The following is a 19,134-nucleotide window of genomic DNA, read 5'->3' as shown; positions in this document are numbered from 1 at the left end:
GCAGTCCATAGTGCTCAGTCTCTTTTCCCTTTAAGCACTTGTCCGCTGCCCGGCGCGGCTGGAGAAAATATCGGTGCCCTTGCTCTCTTTGACGAACAACAGACAAACCACAAAACAGACGACCGCCAGGCTCACCGGATACCAGAGCCCGGAATAGATATCACCCGTGGCGGCCGAGATCGCAAATGAGGCCGCCGGCAGGAAACCGCCGAACCAGCCGATGCCGACGTGATACGGAAGCGACATGGCAGTGTATCTGATCCGAGACGGAAAGAGTTCGACGAGCATCGCCGCAATCGGGCCGTACGTCATGGTACCGAAGAGCATCAGCAAGACGATCAACAGTATTGTCATCGGTTTGTTGATGCGAGAAGGGTCGGCAGGCCCCGTCGCATAACCTGCATCTTTCAAGGCTCGCGAAATATCCGCATCGAAAGTTTTAGACAAGGCTGCGCCGTTGGGCGCCTTGCCGTCGAAGCTGTCGATCACTCGGCCGCCGATTCGAACCTGCGCGCGCTCGCCGCGGGGAAGCGGATCATCAGAGTAGTTGAGGCCTGCCTTGGTAATCGTACTTCTGGCAATGTCGCACGAGCTCACGAACTTCGACGTGCCTGCGGGATTGAATTGGAAGCTGCACTCGCTCGGATCTGCACGTACTGTAATGGGCGCCTTCTGTTGCGCTGCTTCCAGCGCGGGATTGGCGAAGTGCGTCAGCCCTTGAAGAGCGGAAAGAAGAAAATGGCAGCGAGCAGGCAACCTGTCAGAAAGACGGGCTTGCGGCCGATGCGGTCAGAAAGCTTTCCGAAAATGACATAGAACGGCGTCGTGACAGTGGCCACGATGATGAGCAAATTAGCCGTTCCGCCGTCGACCTTCAAAGTCTGTGTCAAGAAAAACATACTATAGAACTGACCTGCGTACCACACCACTGCCTGCCCCATGACGATGCCGAACAGGCCGAGCAGAACGAGTTTCAAGTTGCGCCACTGACCGAACGCTTCGGATATCGGGGCTTTCGAAGTCGTGCCTTCTCGCTTCATTCGCTCGAATTCGGGCGATTCGTGCAGTTTCAGCCGGATCCAGAGAGAGATCAGAAGTAGAATCAGCGAGACGAGAAACGGCACACGCCATCCCCATGCCATGAAACTGCCCTCACCCATCAGGTAGCGCGTCGGGAGAATGATAGCGAGCGACAACAGCAAACCCAGCGCGGCTGTCGCTTGAATCCAAGCGGTCTTCGCGCCGCGTGATTCGTTGCTGCTGTGTTCAGCGACGTAAACGACCGCGCCGCCGTACTCTCCTCCCAGTGCCAGTCCCTGGAGCATCCGCATGCACACGAATAGGATCGGCGCTGCCAGACCAATCTTGGCGTAGCTGGGAAGCAAGCCAATCACAAAAGTGGCGAGGCCCATCAACGAGATGGTGACGAGAAAAGTGTACTTGCGTCCGACCATGTCTCCGATGCGCCCAAAGACGAGCGCGCCGAACGGCCGTACCGCGAAGCCTGCGGCAAAGCTGAGCAGCGTAAAGATGAACGCTGCTCTTGGATTAACTCCCGAGAAAACGCTGTTCGCAATCTGAACAGCCAGCGAACCGGCCAGGAAGAAGTCGTACCATTCGAACATCGTTCCTAGCGACGAGGCAAAAATGACACGGCGTTGGACATTCGCGCCGCTCGACTCGTAGCGGGCCGCAAGACTTTCGGTTATTTCATTCATGAGGGTTGTCGCCATCCGTGGTGAGGGGCCTTTCCTTGATACAAACACGGCTCTGGCGCTCTCGGGTTTACTAATGTCTTGCAAATCTTCAGTTGTTAATGGAACTGTACCTAGCCCTTGAGAAAGTACTGAATCTCAAAGACGAGGGCGCCGTCTTTCGATCCAAAAGGACCGTGCGGAGTGCCAGGCGGGCGCAGGCAGTACCTTGGCGCAGACATGCCGGCAGATGCAACGCCCTCGTCCGAGACGGAATAAAGATCCCCCGAAAGGATATAAAGCTCTTCCCAATACGTGTGTACAAGCGCGCTTGACGTCTTTGCGCCAGGGGCGAATTTGACCAGTCGAGTGCGCGATCCGATACAGGCTTTCTCGTCAAGATCGTTGCACAGGTACTTGATCTCAAGCCCTGGAAATCCTTCCAATGGCGTCCATCCTGATTCCAGATCGATCGCTGCCATTTCGATATGTGCTTTCATGTTTTCGAGACCTCCTCGAAGTGTGAAACATTAGGAATCTCGCCCCGAGGGCGAAAACTCGATGTAATCGCGGATCGAGTTGCCCATGCGCCGATCTCTCCCCGCAGGCAGATCCGAGCCGAAAACCGGCGCGAATGCACAGGACAGCGCTAGTTATTCCAGACTGATCATGCATGAGGCGCCACTAGAAGCTTTCGCATGCAATATGGCCCGCGTGAAGAGTCGAGCAGACTCATTCTTAAATGACGGATCGCCAATTCAGTAGAGCCTTAAAGCTCACGCGTTTTCTCCCTTAGGCTTCGCGCGCGATTCTTCATAGATCTCGCGGAAGCGTGGCTTTCGCTTCTCCATGAAGGCGCGCACGCCCTCCTGAGACTCCTTCGTCTCATAGTAGAGCGCTAGAGTCTGCATGCCGAGGCCACCAATGCCCTTAATCGAGTCAGTATCCGCGTTGAACGAGCGCTTTGCGATGGCCAGCGCCGTCGGACTCATGGCGAGGATCTCCTTGCACCACTTATCGACTTCAGCGTCCAGTTGGTCATGCGGTACGACAGCGTTGACCAAGCCCATATTCAGCGCGTCAGCTGCCGAATAGCGGCGGCACAGGAACCAAATCTCACGAGCTCGCTTTTCGCCGACCACTCGAGACAGCAACGCGGTGCCGAAACCCGGATCGACAGAGCCCACTTTCGGTCCCACCTGACCCAATTGCGCAGATTCTGACGCGATCGCAAGGTCACAGCACGTCACCAGGACGTTTCCTCCGCCGATGGCATAACCATTAACGCGGGCGATCACAGGCTTCGGGCAATCTCGAATGACGCCCTGCAGCTCTTCGACCGGGAGACCGATGAGACCTCGACCATCGTATCCGCCGTCGTGCGCGGACTGGTCGCCACCTGTGCAAAACGCCTTGTCGCCTGCACCAGTCAAAACCACCACGCCGACTGCTTTGTCCCACGATGCAGAGTTAAGCGCGTCAATGAGCTCATCGCAGGTCTGTCCTCGAAAAGCATTATATTTGCTCGGCCGGTTGATCGTGATACGGGCCACGCCCTCACGCATTTCATACAGGATATCGGTATATTTGCTCACGGTGTCCTCATGTCAATTAATAGCCGCCGGCCGCCTCTTAGGCCTGAGTCTCAAGTCCGAGAAGGCGTTTCAAGGTAATCGGGAATTCGTGCGGGTCAAACACGCTTTATCAATGACGGAGAGCGTGCGATCCCGAACGGGTCGTAACGGTAGGTCTTCGATCTCTTAATAAATCGTGAGCTTACCGTATTTCAATAGTGATTACGTCGATAACGAAATGGAAAATGCAAGAGAAGCGTCCTATTATTGAATCTTCCAACCCCGAATTTCATTATCCATTTTTCACTACTCCGTGAAATAGAAAACGCGCACGGTCGCTGTGCAGTTATGCACGGTTAGTGGGTTGGCTGGTCGCCTGCTCAAGGTGCTTGAGCGCGAAATGGGGCATGTTGTTGCCCCGAAGCCGTTTCCGCAAGGGGGCCTGCGTCGAACGCACATTTGTAAGACATAACGCCGTTGAGATGGACCGCTGGCCAGACTGAGGTGTAGCTACGGGTATCTCCCTGGGATAAAACGCCCAGTTTCGCTTCTGTGCAATTTCGCACATTGAACTTGCGTCATTTGCCGTTGCAACTAGCAGCCACGCACGCCAGAATTTTGAAAAAATAGATAACAGAACAGTCCTCGGGACGAACGCGTAGGCGGCGCTATTAAATCCAGCTTCTGGTCGTGTAATCGAAGGCTACGTCCCTCGTTCTCGTGATACACATTTTTGTAAAACAAAGAGCTACATATGGAGAAGATATACAGTTCTGCGGATGAAGCTTTAGCTGACATTTTAATGGATGGTCAGACGATCGCTATCGGCGGATTTGGAGTATGCGGTATACCAGAGAAGTTAATTATGGCGCTGCGTGACAGCGGAATTACCGGCCTCACCTGCATAAGCAATAACGCAGGGATCGATGATTTTGGCTTGGGAATTCTTCTCAAAACTCGCCAAATAAAGAAGATGGTCTCTTCTTATGTCGGCGAAAACAAAGAATTCGAGCGGCAGTATCTGGCTGGAGAGCTCGAACTGGAGTTCACTCCACAGGGAACTCTTGCGGAACGGTTGAGAGCGGCCGGCGCTGGGATTCCTGCGTTCTTCACGCGAACTGGCGTTGGAACAGTAATCGCGGACGGTAAGGAAGAGCGCGTCTTCGACGGAAAGCGCTACATCATGGAAACTGCTTTGAACGCTGACGTTTCGTTGGTGAAGGCTTTTATTGCGGACCGCTCGGGAAACTTAGTGTTTTCACGAACCGCCCGAAATTTCAATCCTGACGTTGCGATGGCTGGAAAAATCACGGTTGCTGAAGTGGAAAAGGTTGTGGAAGTTGGGGAGATCGATCCTGACGATGTTCACCTACCGGGCATCTTCGTCGATCGGATTGTCGTCAATAGCAACCCGGAAAAGCCCGTTGAACGGCGAAGCTTCCGCACACGTAGCAATTGAGAGGCTAACAATGGCTTGGACCCATGAAGAGATGGCAGCGCGGGCTGCCGCGGAGCTCCATGACGGAGATTACGTGAATCTCGGGATCGGACTTCCGACAAAGGTGGTTGACCATGTTCCAGAGGGGATGCAAGTGTGGCTTCAATCCGAGAATGGTCTTATCGGAATTGGACCTCCGCCTTACGAGGATGAGATCAATCCGGACCTGATCGACGCTGCGAAACAAACGATTACGATGGTTCCTGGTGCTTCGATCTGCTCGTCCTCGATGTCGTTCGCGATGATCAGGGGCGGCCACATGGACCAATCGATCCTTGGGGCCATGCAAGTCAGCGAGGGCGGAGACCTTGCGAACTGGATGATCCCCGGCAAGCTGGTCAAAGGCATGGGTGGCGCGATGGATCTCGTAGGAGGCGCGCGTCGGGTGGTCGTTCTGATGGAGCACAATACACGCGCCGGAGAAATGAAAATCCTCCGCCGTTGCTCCCTTCCGCTCACAGGGGCAAATGTCGTGAATCGAATCATTACGGATATTGCGGTCATCGACGTCACGGAGCAGGGACTCGTAGTCAAGGAACTGGCCCCTGATGTTTCTCGGGAAGATCTGCAGGAACGCACTGAACCGACCTTGTCGTTCGTCGGTCTCTAATTGGGCATTAAACCAGCGATCCAACAGAACACACCCGTGACGGATAAGCCGCTGTCCTATGCGGGCTATCGCTTCCCGCCCGATGTGATCAGCTACGCTGTGTGGCTGTACTACCGTTTCCCGCTGAGTCTGCGCATGGTCGAGGAACTGCTGGCCGCGCGCGGCATTGCACTCACGCATGAAACCGTGCGGCGCTGGGCGGTGGAATTTGGACTAGGCATTGCCCGGCGCATCCGCTCCACCGCCCTGGCGCGGGGCGACAAGTGGCACCTCGATGAAGTGGTGGCCACCATCAACGGCAAGAAGCACTGGCTGTGGCGCGCGGTGGCCAGCACGGTGCGGTGCTCGACGTACTGGTACAGAGCCGCCGCGACAGGCATGCGGTCAGGCGCCTCATGCGTAAATTACTCAAGAGGCACGGACGCACACCGCGTGTCCTGATCACCGACAAGCTCAAGAGCTACGCCGCTGCAAGCAGGGATCTGGGGCTGAACATGGAACACCGGCAGCACAAAGGGTTGAACAATCGGGCGGAAAATTCGCATCAGCCAACGCGGGTACGCGATAAGGTGATGCGCCGCTTCAAGTCGGCGCGACATCTGCAGCGATTCGCTTCGGTGCACGATCAGGTGGCAAACCTGTTCATGCACTGCCGGTACAACCCGAAAGCGCAACAGAAGCAGCAGGCACGCACGCTGGCTTTCGAGGCATGGGAGACCGTGACCGGACATTCGATGCTGGAGCATCTTGCTGCATAACTCAGGATTACTTAGGTTCTATAATTCTTCTCGCGCGATTTCAATTAACGTGACAGTACCGTGCCGGCACCGATCGGGGCAGGGTTTGCACATAAGGTCGGTCATTGAGTTTGGCCGCCTGCAAGGGGCCTGCATTCGCAAATGAGTAGCCGCGGTACAAATTTGTCGTCGCCAAAGTTTGGCATGCCTATTGCGGTTTTTATGTACCGATGTTACGGTAACAACGTTACTTATAGTGAGGCGCTATGCAAGGAACTCCGACATTCGACTACATCGTGATAGGCGCCGGATCGGCGGGTTGCGTTGCGGCGTCTCGGCTGGTCAGCGAGTTCGGAGCGGAAGTATTGCTGTTGGAGGGGGGATTCCCCGATCACCATCCGCTCATTCACATGCCAGCCGGGTTTGTGAAGATGGTTTTCAATCCCGGTCGATTTTTGGTCAACCATGTATCTGAACCCCAGCCGGCGTTGAGCGGACGCCGTGTTGGGGTTTTGCAGGCTAACGTCATTGGCGGTGGCAGTTCCGTCAACGCCATGACGTATACAAGAGGTGCGCGGGCTGACTACGATAAATGGGATGACGCGCTCGGTGGAGTGGGGTGGGGGTGGGACGATCTTCTGCCCCATTTCATTCGGCAAGAAGGCAACCAGAGGCTGGGCGCGCCATTCCATGGCGTCGATGGTCCACTGAAGGTTTCTGACGCCCACCATCCCCCTACGCGGATTTCGCGAGCCTTTCTGCTAACTCTCCAGGAGATGGGTATCCCTTTCACGCCGGACGTAAATGCCGGCGATGAGCGTGGCGCGACGTTCATCCAGTCGACAACTTATTTCGGCCGCCGTTGTAGCGCAGCGGAGGCGTTCATCGCTCCGCTCAAGGGGAACCCACGTCTCAAAATCAAATTCCGATCGCCCGCGCTTCGAATCCTCTTTGAGGGTGACCGTGCTGTTGGTGTCGAGTTCTCCGATCAAGGGAAAGGCGTCGCAAGGGCGTTTGCGCGGCAAGAAGTCGTGCTTGCGGCAGGCGCTTTCATTTCTCCCAAACTCTTGATGCTGTCGGGGATTGGACCTGCGGCGGATCTCTCCCGACTGGGGATCGATGTCAAAGTCGATCTGCCTGGTGTCGGCCAAAATATGCAGGACCACAACGACGCAAGCATCGCCGTACAAACGACCGCCAATTTCGGCTTTTCTGGAGAAGACAGGGGGCGGCGCATGTTAGCGAACGGCCTCCAATATCTGCTCTTCCGCTCGGGCCCGGTCGCTTCGACCGGCTCCGAAGTCACGGCATTTCTGAATCCGCTGTCTCCGGGAAGTGCTCCAACCATACAGCTCTATTGCGTCGGCACGCTTTACCCCGAGCCGGGGAACAAACGACGGCAACCGCCTGGCGCGACGCTGATCGCCAATCTCGTGGCTCCAAAATCCAGGGGAGCGATGCGGCTTCGTTCAGCGGATCCGGCCGATGCGCCGATCATTGATCCTGGCTGGCTGACGCGAGTGGAGGATGTTCAGGAACTCGTGGGTGGCGTGAAGTTTCTCCGGCAGGTCGTAAACACCCGTCCATTCTCGGACAAGGTTGCGCGTGTTCTCTTGCCGGACACGCTGACGAGCGATGAGGAGATCGCAAACTATGTGCGGCGGGTGACGGGAACGAACTGGCATCCCGTCGGCGGCTGCCGAATGGGCCCGGCATCAGATCCAATGTCGGTGGTCGATCCGGAACTCAGGGTCCGCGGGGTAACCGGCTTGCGTGTATTCGATGGATCGATCATGCCCAACATTATCAGCGCCAACACGAACGCACCCATCATGGCGATCGCGGATCGGGCCGTGTCGCTGATGATGGGAACCGCATCATTGCGCGAGAAGTTAAACGTAAACGACAACGAAGAGGAAGCCCATGACTGACCCCGCATACGATCAGCCCTACCTACTTATAAACGGCGAAAGAGTGAGTCGCGATGGTCGCGAAGGATTGCCGGTGCGCAATCCATCTACGGGCGAAGTTCTCGGGGCGCTGCCAGTCGCGACGCTCTCAGATCTCACTCGAGCCATCGAACTGGCCAGCGGCGCATTCCGGTCATGGTCTCAAGTGCCTCCGCTGGAAAGGGGAAAGGTGCTCAAGCGCGCGGCGGAACTAATGCGTGAACGCATTGATTCGATCGCTGCTGCGATAACGTTGGAACAGGGAAAGCCGCTCTTCGAGGCTCGTTGGGAGGTATTGTGGACCGCCGATGTTGTGGATTGGCAGGCTGAGGAGGCGCGGCGCACCTATGGTCGCGTACTGCCGGTTGCCACCAAGGGACGGGCGCTCGTCGTCAAGGAGCCAGTCGGGCCGGTCGCTGCATTCACACCTTGGAATCTCCCGGCCTTTCTGCCTGCGCGGAAAATCGCCACGGCATTAGCTGCCGGTTGTTCGTGCATCATCAAGCCTGCGGAGGAAACCCCTACGGGCGCACTGAAGATCGCGGAATGCTTTCTCGACGCCGGCGTTCCGCCCGGCGCTCTTTCCGTGGTGTTCGGTGACCCTTCGATGATATCCACCCATCTCATCAGTTCGCCCGCCATCCGGAAGGTTTCTTTTACCGGATCAACGAAGGTTGGCACGCTTCTGGCCGAACTCTCGGTAAAGCATATCAAGCGAATGACCATGGAGCTAGGGGGCCACGCGCCAACGGTAATATTTGACGATGTCGATCTCGATAGGGTGATTGCCGAAGCGGCAGCCTATAAGTTCATGAACGCAGGCCAGATCTGCATCGCTCCGACGCGGTTCTATGTCCATGAGGCCGTACATGACAAATTCGTCAAGAACATCTCGGAAGCCGCAAGGTCATTAGTCGTTGGTGATGGGATGGATCCGGCAACGCAGATGGGTCCATTGTCCAATCCACGGCGGATGGATGCCATGGAACGACTTATCAGTGACGCTACTCGACAGGGTGCCGATCTAATCGTCGGCGGGAGCAGAACCGGTAATCACGGATATTTCTGGCAGCCGACAGTCCTTGCAAATGTTCCGGAAACAGCAACCATCATGAACGAGGAGCCTTTCGGCCCAGTTGTCGTCACCAGTTCCTTCAGAGATGAAGACGACGTGATCGCGCGCTCGAATCGATTGGGATATGGCCTGGCTGCCTTTGCCTTCTCGGGAGCTTCAGATAGAGCAAATCGGCTCGCTTCGTCGATCGAGGCGGGGATGGTCGGTGTCAATACATTTGCCGTCACTATGCCTGAAGCGCCCTTTGGCGGCGTCAAAGACAGCGGCTACGGCCTTGAAGGCGGTACGGAAGGGATAGAGGCCTATCTGACAACCAAGTTTGTCCATCAGGTCTGAGAGGCGTTCGAATTTCGTACTCAGTGACGTGCCAACCAGATTGTCGCAGTGAGTCCATCAGGTATTGTCAAGTCACCGGCAGAAGGACGAGCAAGGGCGGTCGGAGTTGGCAATCGATGGTCTTACGCCGCCATGCGGGCGCACGAGGCCCTTTCCCCGGCCACGATAGCCAGGGCGCGCGCCTCGCGTTTGTGCTACGCGTTGCGGTTGTAACGGCACGCCATGAACAGATTCGAAACCTGTCCATGAACCGAGGCAAATCGTTGAAGCTGGCGAGCAGATTTGAAGCGGCGCATTCCCTTCTCGCATACCCGTGTGGGCTGGTGCGAATTCTCCGCCCGGTTGTTCAGTTCTTTGTGCTGCCGATGCTCGACGTTCAGGCCCAGTTCGTTGTTCGCCGCCCCGTAGCTGCGCAGCTTGTCCGTTACGATCACGCGTGGGCGGCCATGGCGCTTGAGCAGCTTGCACATCAGCCGTTTGGCCGCCTTGTCGCGGCGGATCTGCACCAGCACGCCGAGCACTGCGCCGTGATGATCGACGACCCGCCACAGCGAATGCTTCCTAGCGTTGATCGTGACGACCACCTCATCCAGGTGCCACTTGTCGCCGCGCCCCGGCGCTGTCGACCGAATGCGCCGCGCGATCGCCAGACCGAACTTCGTCGCCCAGCGCCGCACCGTTTCGTACGTAAGCTCGACTCCCCGTGCGCCCCCGCAACGTCACATCAAACGGAGGACCCTCACCCAGGCACGATTCAACTGCTTAACCGTCCAGTGAAGCGGGTCATCCCCAAACATGCATCTCACGATGGAGAGTCAAAATGTCCGAGTCCTTTGAAGCAAAGCCTACGAGTGTCGACGGTGCCACTGTCCTTTCCACTTTCAAGGCGGCCCTCAGGGGCATGGCGAGTTCAGTATGTGTAATCACAACATGCGACGAGGCTGGCAGGCCTCACGGTATGGCAGCCTCGGCCGTGGTGTCGGTGTCATTTGATCCGCCCTCGATGCTTATCTCGGTCAACGAGTCAGCAAGCATCTCCGAACGACTGAAATCAAAAAGAGCATTCTGCATCAACGTCCTGACGTCTAAGCACGGCCCCATCGTTGAGGCGTTTTCCAACTCCGCAATGCATGAGCATCGCTTCGCCTCAACAGATTGGGCGCAGGGAGTGCGAGGTCTTCCTTACCTCCGTACCGCACAGGCATCCATTTTCTGCGAGGAAGATGGATCTTTGACATACGGCACACACACTGTATTCATCGGCCGCGTCTTCGAGGTTGCCCTTGGCGATACGACAGGTCCCTATGTCTGGCATAACGGCACCCGCGTTGAAATTCAACCCGCTGCATAGACTCATCAACCTTTTCTGGAGACTCCTGTGAAACTCGGCCTTTTTTAAATCCCGCTTCGTCCCGCCAATCGCCCCCTTCACGAAACGCTGAAAGAGAACGTCAGGAAAATCATATACGCTGATGAGCTTGGGTTTGATCAGGCATGGGTAGGCGAACACTTCTCGGCGACAACGGAACCCATCGCGGCTCTGATGATGTTCATGGCCTCACTTTTGGCGAAGACAAAAAACATCGTCTTTGGTACGGGTGTCGTAGCGCTGCCTAATCAGGATCCCGAAATCGTTGCCGCCGAAGCAGAACAATTCGACCATATGTCCGAGGGACGGTTCATATTCGGCATTGGCCCGTCCGGCCTGTCAAGCGGCCATGAAGTGTTTCGCAACACCGACGGCAAGGTACGAACCGAGAAGCTCCTGGAGTCAATTGACTTCATTACCAAGATCTGGCGACAAGACCCACCTTACGACATTCAGGGCAAGTACTGGCAGGTCAAGATCACCGAATCAACCGTTCCTTCGCTCGGAATTGGCTATATGCAGAAGCCTTACCAGCGCCCGCTGCCTCCAATCGCGATGTCGCCGTTCTCAGGCAAGGTCAAGGCGGCTGTTCGAACTTGAGTAGCGGCTTATCGGCCGCGATCGACAGATGTATCGGCCACGACTACGGTGTGTTACGCCGTGAGCTGCGCGGCAACGGCGTGACGCTGCAACCGTTTTGGGAGGAATACGCCGAGGCGAATCCCGGGCAGCCGACCTACCGCTACACGCAGTTCTCCCGGAAGCGCAGGGACTAGGCGAGGCCGCTCAAGCGCTCGATGAGTCAGCAGCACCGCGCCGGCGTGAATACGTTCACCCCATGTCCCTTGTTGCGCAGACTTCGAGTCACGTCCAACCGGTACCACGCACCGCTGAAGCCGCGTCGCACGGCGCGCCAATGTCTTCCGTATGCTCTGGATTCCTTCATATTGGGCTGTCGCGCAATCGCATGACAAAAACAATTCGCCTCGCATCGACACGTGACTGGCGGCTTTCCGGGGTTTCATGCCCGTCCGGGCCTCAGTTCCCGACGAGTGCATTACCGGTCTGCCCTCGATTAGGTAGTTACCCGCGCCCTGTCGAAATGAATTGACCGGTTCCGGTCGTTTCGATACATTAGGTAACAGGGTTACTTAAATATGGAGGGCGACGAGAATGAGGCAGCATAAGGGGATGGGCGCACGCATGCGCATTGCAGCCGACGTGGGGGGGACGTTCACCGATGTGACAACGTTTGACCCCGCGACCGGTGAGCTGCGGCTCGGGAAGACGCTGTCGACAAACGACCGGATCGTCGACGGCATCAAGTTGGGAGTGCGTAAGGCTGGATCCGACTTCGCCGACGCATCGTTGTTCCTGCACGGCGCGACGGTCGCTATCAACACGATCCTCGAGCGCAGCGGAGCCCGGGCGGTGCTGGTCACGACGCGAGGCTTCCGTGACATTTACGAGATCGGTCGCATTAATCGGCCCGATGCCTATAACTTGTTCTTCAAGAAGCATGTACCGCTGATTCCGCGGTCAGCCCGCTTTGAAGTGAGTGAGCGCGTTGATTCGAGCGGTGCAGTGCTCGAGGCGCTCTCCGGTGAGTCGCTGGAGCAACTGGCTCGGGAGATCCAACGCAGCGGTGCGAACGCGATCGCGATCGCATTCCTGAACGCCTACCGCAACCCAACCCACGAACTGCAAGTGAAGGCGTTCCTGGAGCAGCGCTTTCCCACCGCGTTCATCTCCGCATCGCACGAACTGTCGCGCGAATATCGGGAATTCGAGCGGACCTCTACTGTCGCCGCCAACGTGTATGTGGGGCCCCGGGTGCAGACCTATCTGGACGAGATCGATGGTGACCTCAAGCAGATCGGTTTCGGCGGCCGCTTCCTGATCGTTCAGTCGACTGGCGGGTTGTTCGACCTTGCTCAAGCTCGGCAGGAGTGCATTCGAATGCTCGAGTCCGGTCCCGCCGCCGGCGTGATTGGGGTTCGTGCGCTGTGCGAGCAGATCGGATTGCGCGATGCGATTGCGTTCGACATGGGCGGCACCACCGCGAAATCGGGCGTCGTCGTGAACGGTGAAGCGCTGGTCGCCAATCAGGTGATGATCGGCGGATACGCTGAAGGGCTGCCGGCGCAGATTCCAATGATCGACATTCAGGAAGTGGGTACCGGCGGCGGCAGCATCGCGCGTGTGACGTCCGGGGGGGCGTTGCGGGTCGGGCCGCAAAGCGCTGGCTCGAAGCCGGGCCCGGCCTGCTATGGGCTTGGCGGTATCGAGCCGACGGTAACCGATGCCAATCTCGTCCTCGGCCGTCTGTCGTCCGAGCGATTTCTTGGCGGTGACATGAAGCTCGATCCGGCGCTTGCCAAAGCGGCACTCGATCGATTTGTCGGCGAGCCTCTCGGGATCTCAACCGAGAAAGCAGCGGACGGCATCATCCGCATCGCGGCGTCGTCGATGGCCAATGTGGTCAAACGTGTGACGACTGAACGTGGACTTGACGTGCGGGATTTTCCGATGGTCGCCATCGGCGGCGCAGGCCCGTTGCATGCGTCGCTCATTGCACGCGAGTTGCGCATCAGCAAAGTGATCATCCCGAATGCGCCTGGGCACTTTTCGGCTTACGGAATGCTCGTCGCGGACCTTCGGCGCGATTTTGCGCAAACGATGTTCGTCCGGCTTGCAGAAGTCGATTTCGACACAATGAACGCGCTGCACGAGGCAATGGAAGTGCAGGGCACTGCGGATGTTCAGCAAGCGAGCGATCAGAGTGGAAAGGTCGAAATCACTCGCTTCGCTGACATGCGCTATATCGGCCAGGAACACGCCGTGACGGTAGAACTGCCGATGCAGGCTTACCAGAAGGGCGACGTCGTAGCGATCAAAGCGTGCTTTGATGCGGAGCATTTGCTGCGTTACGGCTTCTCTTCGCCGGAACAGGGGGCGGAAATCGTCAGCATCCGTTCGTCCGTCGCTGGCGTGATGCCGAAGCCGACAACCGATCCGATCGATCGGCGCGGTGCCCGCCCGCTCGAGGCGTACGCCACCCAGGACGTCTACTTCGACGGTCACGGTTTTCTGCCAACGCCGGTCTACCGCAGGCCGGAGCTGGCGTGGCAGGACGTGGTCCACGGTCCCGCGCTGGTCGAGGAAAACGCGACGACCACCGTGCTGTTGCCTGGTGACAGCCTGGAAGTCGACGCCTGGGGAAACCTTCACATCACGGTAGGACTGCAATGAAACTGCCCATTCGAACCGGCGCACAGCGCACGAGCGAGGTCGATCCGATTTTCGCCGAAATTGTCCGCAACGGACTCATGGCTGCGACTGAGGAAATGAAGACCATCCTCACTCGTACCGCGTACAACACGATTATCTACGAGGCGCTCGACTTCACTACCGGCGTGTTCGATGCGAGCGGTAACACGCTGTCGATTGGCTTAGGGTTGCCGATGTTCATGCGTGGCATGAGCGTGACGGTCAAGGCCATGCTCGAGCATTTCGGAACTGAAGGGATCGATCCGGGCGACGTGTTGCTGACCAACGATGCTTACGTGACCGGCAGCCACCTTAATCACATCACTATTGTGGTCCCAGTCTTCCACGACGAAACGATCGTGGGTTTTTCGGCCTGTATGGCGCACTGGCAAGACATCGGCGGTACGCCGACCGGCATTTCACTCGACATCTATTCAGAAGGGCTCCAGCTGCCGTTCCTCAAGCTGTACCGCCGAGGAGAGCGCAATCAGGAGCTGATCGACATCATAGCGATCAACGTTCGCAATCCTGAGCTCGCACTGGGGGATCTGCGTGCCCAGGTCGGTGCGGCAATGGCGGGTGAGAAGCGCTTTCGCGAAATGATCGAAAAGTACGATTGCGAGCGGGTGCTCGGCGCCATCTCATTGATCCTCGATCAAAGCGATGCGGCCGCGCGTGCGGAGATTAGCAGTTTGCCAGACGGCACGTACGAGGCGGAGTCCTGGCTGGACGATGATGGCGTAACGCGTGGCGAGCGTATCCGGATCAAGGTGCGGGTTGTGATTTCCGGCGATTCGATGACCGTAGATATGTCTGACGTGAGTCCCCAGGTCAAGGGCTATTTCAACTCGGGGCCCTCGACTGGGCTTGCGGCGGCCCAGGTTGCATTCAAATGCCTGTTTGCTGGCACGGAATATCCGATCAACGACGGCTGCTTTCGTGCGTTGAACGTTGTACTGCCTCACGGTACGGTTGTGAGCGCAACGAAGCCTGCACCGATGAAATGGTGGATGACTTATCCAATGACCGTGGTCGACACCGTCTTCAAGGCGCTCGCGCCGGCCTGTCCGCAGCGCGTAATCGCAGGCCATCATGCCGATCTCGCGATGACGTATTTGTACGGCATGAATCCTCGGACCGGGGTTCGGGACGTGTTCTGGATCGGCCTGCACGGCGGGGGATGGGGCGCGAAGCATGATGAGGATGGTATGTCGGCGACCGTCGCAATCAACGATGGAGACACGCACAACGGCCCGGTCGAGCAACTGGAGGCGAAGCATTCGATTCTGGTCGAGAGCTACTCGTTGCGACCGGACTCGGGTGGCGCAGGGCGGCAACGTGGCGGACTGGGTACCGAATTCCGGGCGCGCCTGAAACAGGATGTCCTGTTCACGACTGCAATAGAGCGCGTCGACTGCCGCCCGTGGGGCCTTTTCGACGGCCTTAGTGCTCTCGGCAATGAGGTTTCTGTCGCGCGCACAGATGTGCCAGAAGTTCGCTATCCGACGGGTAAGCTCTCGACTCAGCCACTCTCGAGCGGAGAACTCATCTGCGTCCGGACTGGCGGCGGTGGTGGCTATGGTTCGCCTCTCGAACGTCCGATCGAAGCGGTTGAAAAGGACGTCCGTGAAGGCTACGTGACGGTACGGGCAGCACGCGATAAATATGGCGTAGTGATCGATCCACTCACAGGTAATGCGGACAGAGTGGTGTCATCGACGCATCGCGCTCACATGGTGAACGATGGCCTGCCGAAGGACAGTCCGTTTTCGGCTGACGACTTGTCCGACGGGCAACGCCTGCTGCAGAAGCGTCTGCTCGACGAAGCAGTCGAAGTCGAGCGTTCGTTGCAATCGGCCGGCGTGCCGTGGGTTTGGGATCGCTGCTGCTAGGAGGATCAGGAGGGCGCTGCCCCGTCATGTTACGGGCCACGACGGGGCGCTGATGGCTATCATAGACCGACTGCGCTGGGCTTGAGCAGATGATCGGCGCCTAACGGCCAGACTTCGGCGAGGTGTGCTGCGGTATTGATCAAGTCGGGTGCGCATGCGATCAGCTGATCGCGATCCATCCGGGCAGTTGGCGCAGCGAGACTGACGACGCCGACGCATTCGGGTTTGCTACCGGCGCGCTTGACCATGATTGCTGCGGCGATCGTGCCGACGCCCAGTTCGCTTTCCTCGTAGCTCAACGCGTAGCCGACCTCACGGCAGGTTTTCAGGTCATCCATCAGTTCAGCTAGCGTGGTTTTGGTGTACTTCGTGTGCGCTGCGAAGGGCGGCTTGCCGACCAGCTCCCTGACCTTCGTGTCGGGCAGCGTCGCCAGCCAGACTTTCGCGGCCGCATGCGCGTGGAAGCTGAGATCGTGCGTGTAGAACGGATCGATTACGAGTCGCCAACGTTTGCCGGTTTCGGAATGTACCCATATCGGCGCGCCGTCCTCGACGATCGCGAGCCGCGCATGCTCACCCGTGCGTTCGGCCAGTGCCTTCAGGATTGGTACGCAATCCTCCAGAAATTTGCCGGTCGAGAGTTGTCGCAGGCCGAGATTACTGATTTTGTACGTCAGCCGATAGCAGTAGGTTTCCATGTCCTGCTTGATGAAACGCAGTGTCTGAAGACTATTGAGGATGCGAAACGCGAGATTCTTGTTGACGTCCAGACGCCTGCTGATTTCGGTGACGGACAAGCCGTCGCGAGAATCGGCGAGCATTTCGATGATACGCATCGTCCGCTCGACGGTAATCAGCGCATCTCCAGCATGAGAATGGTTTTCGGACGCGATTGGGCTGGCAGTTCCCGCCTTTCTGGCTGCCGCTCTTTTGTTGACGGAGGTGACAGTGTCTGCTGTGCTTTTCTTCAAGATGGCTCCAGATGCGGAAAGTGGGTTGTGTCGCGGATGTAGCGATGGGCCGCCGGGGAACGACATCGGGCTGAAATTCTGCCCTGATAGACAACATCTGACAAGCAACGATCGGATGTGTGAAGCAGGGTGGGCGGCGTTCGCCGCACGGGGTCCCGTACAAACGGGGCTCGAGTTTTCCGCAACACGCGTGACAGGGGTAAACGACAGCGCCTTTCTGGTTGACGCCTCGATTCGCACCGTCTTAGTATTTAGGTAACAGTGATACCTAAAAATAACGCGGTGACGCAAACCCGCTTGCCCAACAGCGGTACAAGCGAGTGGCGCCAGCGGATTACGACGAATCGTGGCGATTGCCGTTCTGACAACTTATTGAGGATGATAGATGAAATTGTGTCGATCACGGACAAGCTCAAGAGCTACGCCGCTGCAAACAGGGATCCCGGGCTGAACATGGAACGCCGGCAGGACAAAGGGTTGAGCACACGGGCGGAAAATTCGCATCAGCCAACGCGGGTACGCGAGAAGGTGATGCGCCCCTTCAAGTCGGCGCGACATCTGCAACGATTCGCTCCGGTGCACGATCAGGTGGCAAACCTGTTCATGCACTGCCGGTACAACCCGAAAGCGCAACAGAAGCGGCAGGCACGCACGCTGGCTTTTGAGGCATGGGAGACCGTGACCGGACATTCGATTCTGGATCATCTTGCTGCATAACTCAGGAATACTCGATGTCTATGATTCTTCTCGCGCGATTTTAATAACGTGGCAGTACCCAAAAAAGATGTTTCATCGTTACATAAAGAGCGGGCAGCATTCCTGAAGGACCTGCTCATTTTTCGGAGTGGAGGCTAACATGGCGGAAAAGTTCAAGCAGGTTGAGATTATTCGTGGTCCGTTCGATCCGGGCGGGCAGCCTGAAACGCGCACCGGGCATCCGCTCGAGCTCGGGTTCTTTGCTTGGAACATCAAGGGCGGCATGACAGCGTCCAAGGCCGTGCTCTCGAACCCCGAAAGACTCCAGAATTTCTGGGAGTGGCCGAACTCGATGCGGCTGGTTCAACTGGCCGAAGAAATCGGGTTCGACTATCAGGTCCCGTTCGGCCGCTGGATCGGGCAAGGCGGTGAGACCGACTACAATGGGGCGGCGTTGGACTTTCTTGCGTCAGCGGCTGCGACTGCGCCGGTCACAAAAACTCTCGGGCTGTTTTCGACCGCCCACATCACGTTTCGTTTCCACCCACTGCACATCGCGAAGTTCGGTGCGACGATCGATCATATTTCGAATGGGCGATGGGGCCTGAATGTTGTCACGGGCTACTCGGAAAGCGAAATGCGCGCCTTCGGGTTCGACAAACTTATCGGGCATGACGAAGCCTATGAAATGGCTGACGAATTCGTCTGCTTGATGAAGCATCTGTGGTCCGAGGAAGAGCGGTTCGATTTCCATGGCAAGTATTATCAAGCCTATGGGGCTTTTCTTGCACCGAAACCTACGCGAAAGCCTCGTCCAATTCTGATGACCGCTGGGGGATCAGGAGCCGGTTTGGACTTTGGCGTCCGAAACTGTGACTGGATTTTCACTTTGGCCGAGAACACTGAAGGGTTCCGGAGCAAGGTCAATCTCATTCATGACAAAGCAGCCAAGTACGGTCGCGATGTTAGGGTGGCAACAATGTGCTGGGTGCTGCCAGCGGCTACTAATGCCATGGCCAAAGAAAAGTACGACTGGATCGCCTCGCAAATCGACATGGGAGCGGTTCAAAATTTCCTCAAATCGATGCAACCGACCTCGGTTCATGACACCGCGGTAAAACCTGAGATGCTGCAAAGAATTGCACTCGGTATAACAGCGCCCCAGATCGTGGGCAGCTATGAGAGCTGCGCCGAACAATTGAGGGACCTAAATCAGGCCGGCATCGAAAGCACGCTCCTCTGCTTCTTCGACCCACAAGAAGGACTCCATCAAATGCAGGACTACATCATGCCTATTCTGCGAAAGATGGGGCTGCGAAAGAGCTAAATAGACATACCGACGCGAACGGGTGGAAGCGCCAACTACGTTGCATTCACCTGCACGAGGAAGTTCTGATTGCCGGATGAAGGGCGTAGAGGAATTAAAAATGACGAGCCCGGCAAGTAAGGCGCCACCAAGGGGT

At 57.2% G+C, this 19,134-nt stretch carries 13 protein-coding genes and 4 pseudogenes; 12 read left to right on the top strand and 5 right to left on the bottom strand.

Annotated features, from left to right (window positions below; genetic code table 11):
* Nucleotides 1-30 precede the first annotated feature (30 nt).
* The 3 genes and pseudogenes from GNZ13_RS00170 to badI form a co-directional block, all read right to left on the bottom strand.
* A pseudogene (locus tag GNZ13_RS00170) lies at nucleotides 31-1,718 on the bottom strand (MFS transporter).
* A gap of 110 nt (nucleotides 1,719-1,828) precedes the next feature.
* Nucleotides 1,829-2,194 carry a cupin domain-containing protein gene (locus tag GNZ13_RS00165; RefSeq protein WP_172159398.1) on the bottom strand — a complete coding sequence of 122 codons (366 nt, stop codon included), beginning with the start codon at nucleotides 2,192-2,194 and terminating at the stop codon, nucleotides 1,829-1,831.
* A gap of 276 nt (nucleotides 2,195-2,470) precedes the next feature.
* Nucleotides 2,471-3,289 (bottom strand): 2-ketocyclohexanecarboxyl-CoA hydrolase, encoded by an 819-nt coding sequence (badI, locus tag GNZ13_RS00160; protein ID WP_172159396.1) that lies wholly within the window; start codon nucleotides 3,287-3,289, stop codon nucleotides 2,471-2,473.
* Between the two features lie 733 nt (nucleotides 3,290-4,022).
* Between badI and GNZ13_RS00155 the strand changes: the two genes are divergently transcribed.
* The 5 genes and pseudogenes from GNZ13_RS00155 (at nucleotide 4,023) to GNZ13_RS00135 (ending at nucleotide 9,473) form a co-directional block, all read left to right on the top strand.
* Nucleotides 4,023-4,727, top strand: coding sequence for a CoA transferase subunit A (locus tag GNZ13_RS00155; RefSeq protein ID WP_172159394.1), 705 nt, complete (start codon nucleotides 4,023-4,025; stop codon nucleotides 4,725-4,727).
* Nucleotides 4,728-4,737: 10 nt separating this feature from the next.
* Complete coding sequence (locus GNZ13_RS00150; RefSeq protein WP_172159392.1) at nucleotides 4,738-5,376, top strand: 3-oxoacid CoA-transferase subunit B; 639 nt, start codon at nucleotides 4,738-4,740, stop codon at nucleotides 5,374-5,376.
* An 18-nt stretch (nucleotides 5,377-5,394) separates the two neighbouring features.
* A pseudogene (locus GNZ13_RS00145) lies at nucleotides 5,395-6,134 on the top strand (IS6 family transposase).
* A gap of 245 nt (nucleotides 6,135-6,379) precedes the next feature.
* Entirely contained in the window at nucleotides 6,380-8,044 is a 1,665-nt protein-coding gene (locus GNZ13_RS00140) for a GMC family oxidoreductase (protein WP_172159390.1), read from the top strand.
* The gene (locus GNZ13_RS00135) at nucleotides 8,037-9,473 is read left to right on the top strand and encodes an NAD-dependent succinate-semialdehyde dehydrogenase (RefSeq protein ID WP_172159388.1); all 1,437 of its coding nucleotides are present in this window, start codon (nucleotides 8,037-8,039) and stop codon (nucleotides 9,471-9,473) included. The genes GNZ13_RS00140 and GNZ13_RS00135 overlap by 8 nt, the downstream gene beginning before the upstream one ends.
* A gap of 122 nt (nucleotides 9,474-9,595) precedes the next feature.
* Here the strand turns inward: GNZ13_RS00135 and GNZ13_RS00130 are convergent.
* Nucleotides 9,596-10,180: pseudogene (locus GNZ13_RS00130) on the bottom strand (IS6 family transposase); the annotation flags it as partial.
* A gap of 113 nt (nucleotides 10,181-10,293) precedes the next feature.
* Between GNZ13_RS00130 and GNZ13_RS00125 the strand changes: the two are divergent.
* The 5 genes from GNZ13_RS00125 (at nucleotide 10,294) to GNZ13_RS00105 (ending at nucleotide 16,004) form a co-directional block, all read left to right on the top strand.
* On the top strand, nucleotides 10,294-10,824 hold the full coding sequence (locus tag GNZ13_RS00125; protein ID WP_172159386.1) for a flavin reductase family protein: 531 nt from the start codon (nucleotides 10,294-10,296) through the stop codon (nucleotides 10,822-10,824).
* Nucleotides 10,825-10,872: 48 nt separating this feature from the next.
* Nucleotides 10,873-11,442, top strand: a complete 570-nt coding sequence (locus tag GNZ13_RS00120) for an LLM class flavin-dependent oxidoreductase (protein ID WP_172159421.1) — start codon at nucleotides 10,873-10,875, stop codon at nucleotides 11,440-11,442.
* Complete coding sequence (locus tag GNZ13_RS00115) at nucleotides 11,439-11,618, top strand: hypothetical protein (protein ID WP_172159365.1); 180 nt, start codon at nucleotides 11,439-11,441, stop codon at nucleotides 11,616-11,618. Before GNZ13_RS00120 ends, GNZ13_RS00115 begins: the two co-directional genes overlap by 4 nt.
* Nucleotides 11,619-12,015: 397 nt before the next feature.
* Entirely contained in the window at nucleotides 12,016-14,094 is a 2,079-nt protein-coding gene (locus GNZ13_RS00110; protein ID WP_172159384.1) for a hydantoinase/oxoprolinase family protein, read from the top strand.
* Complete coding sequence (locus GNZ13_RS00105) at nucleotides 14,091-16,004, top strand: hydantoinase B/oxoprolinase family protein (protein WP_172159382.1); 1,914 nt, start codon at nucleotides 14,091-14,093, stop codon at nucleotides 16,002-16,004. Before GNZ13_RS00110 ends, GNZ13_RS00105 begins: the two co-directional genes overlap by 4 nt.
* Before the next feature lie 59 nt (nucleotides 16,005-16,063).
* Here GNZ13_RS00105 and GNZ13_RS00100 read toward each other — a convergent pair whose 3' ends face one another.
* Entirely contained in the window at nucleotides 16,064-17,041 is a 978-nt protein-coding gene (locus GNZ13_RS00100; protein WP_268959121.1) for an IclR family transcriptional regulator, read from the bottom strand.
* Between the two features lie 327 nt (nucleotides 17,042-17,368).
* Here GNZ13_RS00100 and GNZ13_RS00095 point away from each other — a divergent pair.
* Together GNZ13_RS00095 and GNZ13_RS00090 are read left to right on the top strand one after the other, a co-directional pair.
* Nucleotides 17,369-17,692 (top strand): annotated as a pseudogene (locus tag GNZ13_RS00095) (hypothetical protein); the annotation flags it as partial.
* Nucleotides 17,693-17,831: 139 nt separating this feature from the next.
* Complete coding sequence (locus tag GNZ13_RS00090) at nucleotides 17,832-18,998, top strand: LLM class flavin-dependent oxidoreductase (RefSeq protein ID WP_172159378.1); 1,167 nt, start codon at nucleotides 17,832-17,834, stop codon at nucleotides 18,996-18,998.
* Nucleotides 18,999-19,134 lie beyond the last annotated feature (136 nt).

It is taken from the genome of Paraburkholderia elongata (genome assembly GCF_013177735.1).
In the GTDB taxonomy this organism is placed as follows: Bacteria; Pseudomonadota; Gammaproteobacteria; order Burkholderiales; family Burkholderiaceae; genus Paraburkholderia; species Paraburkholderia elongata.
This window is presented reverse-complemented; position numbering and strand designations above follow the sequence as displayed.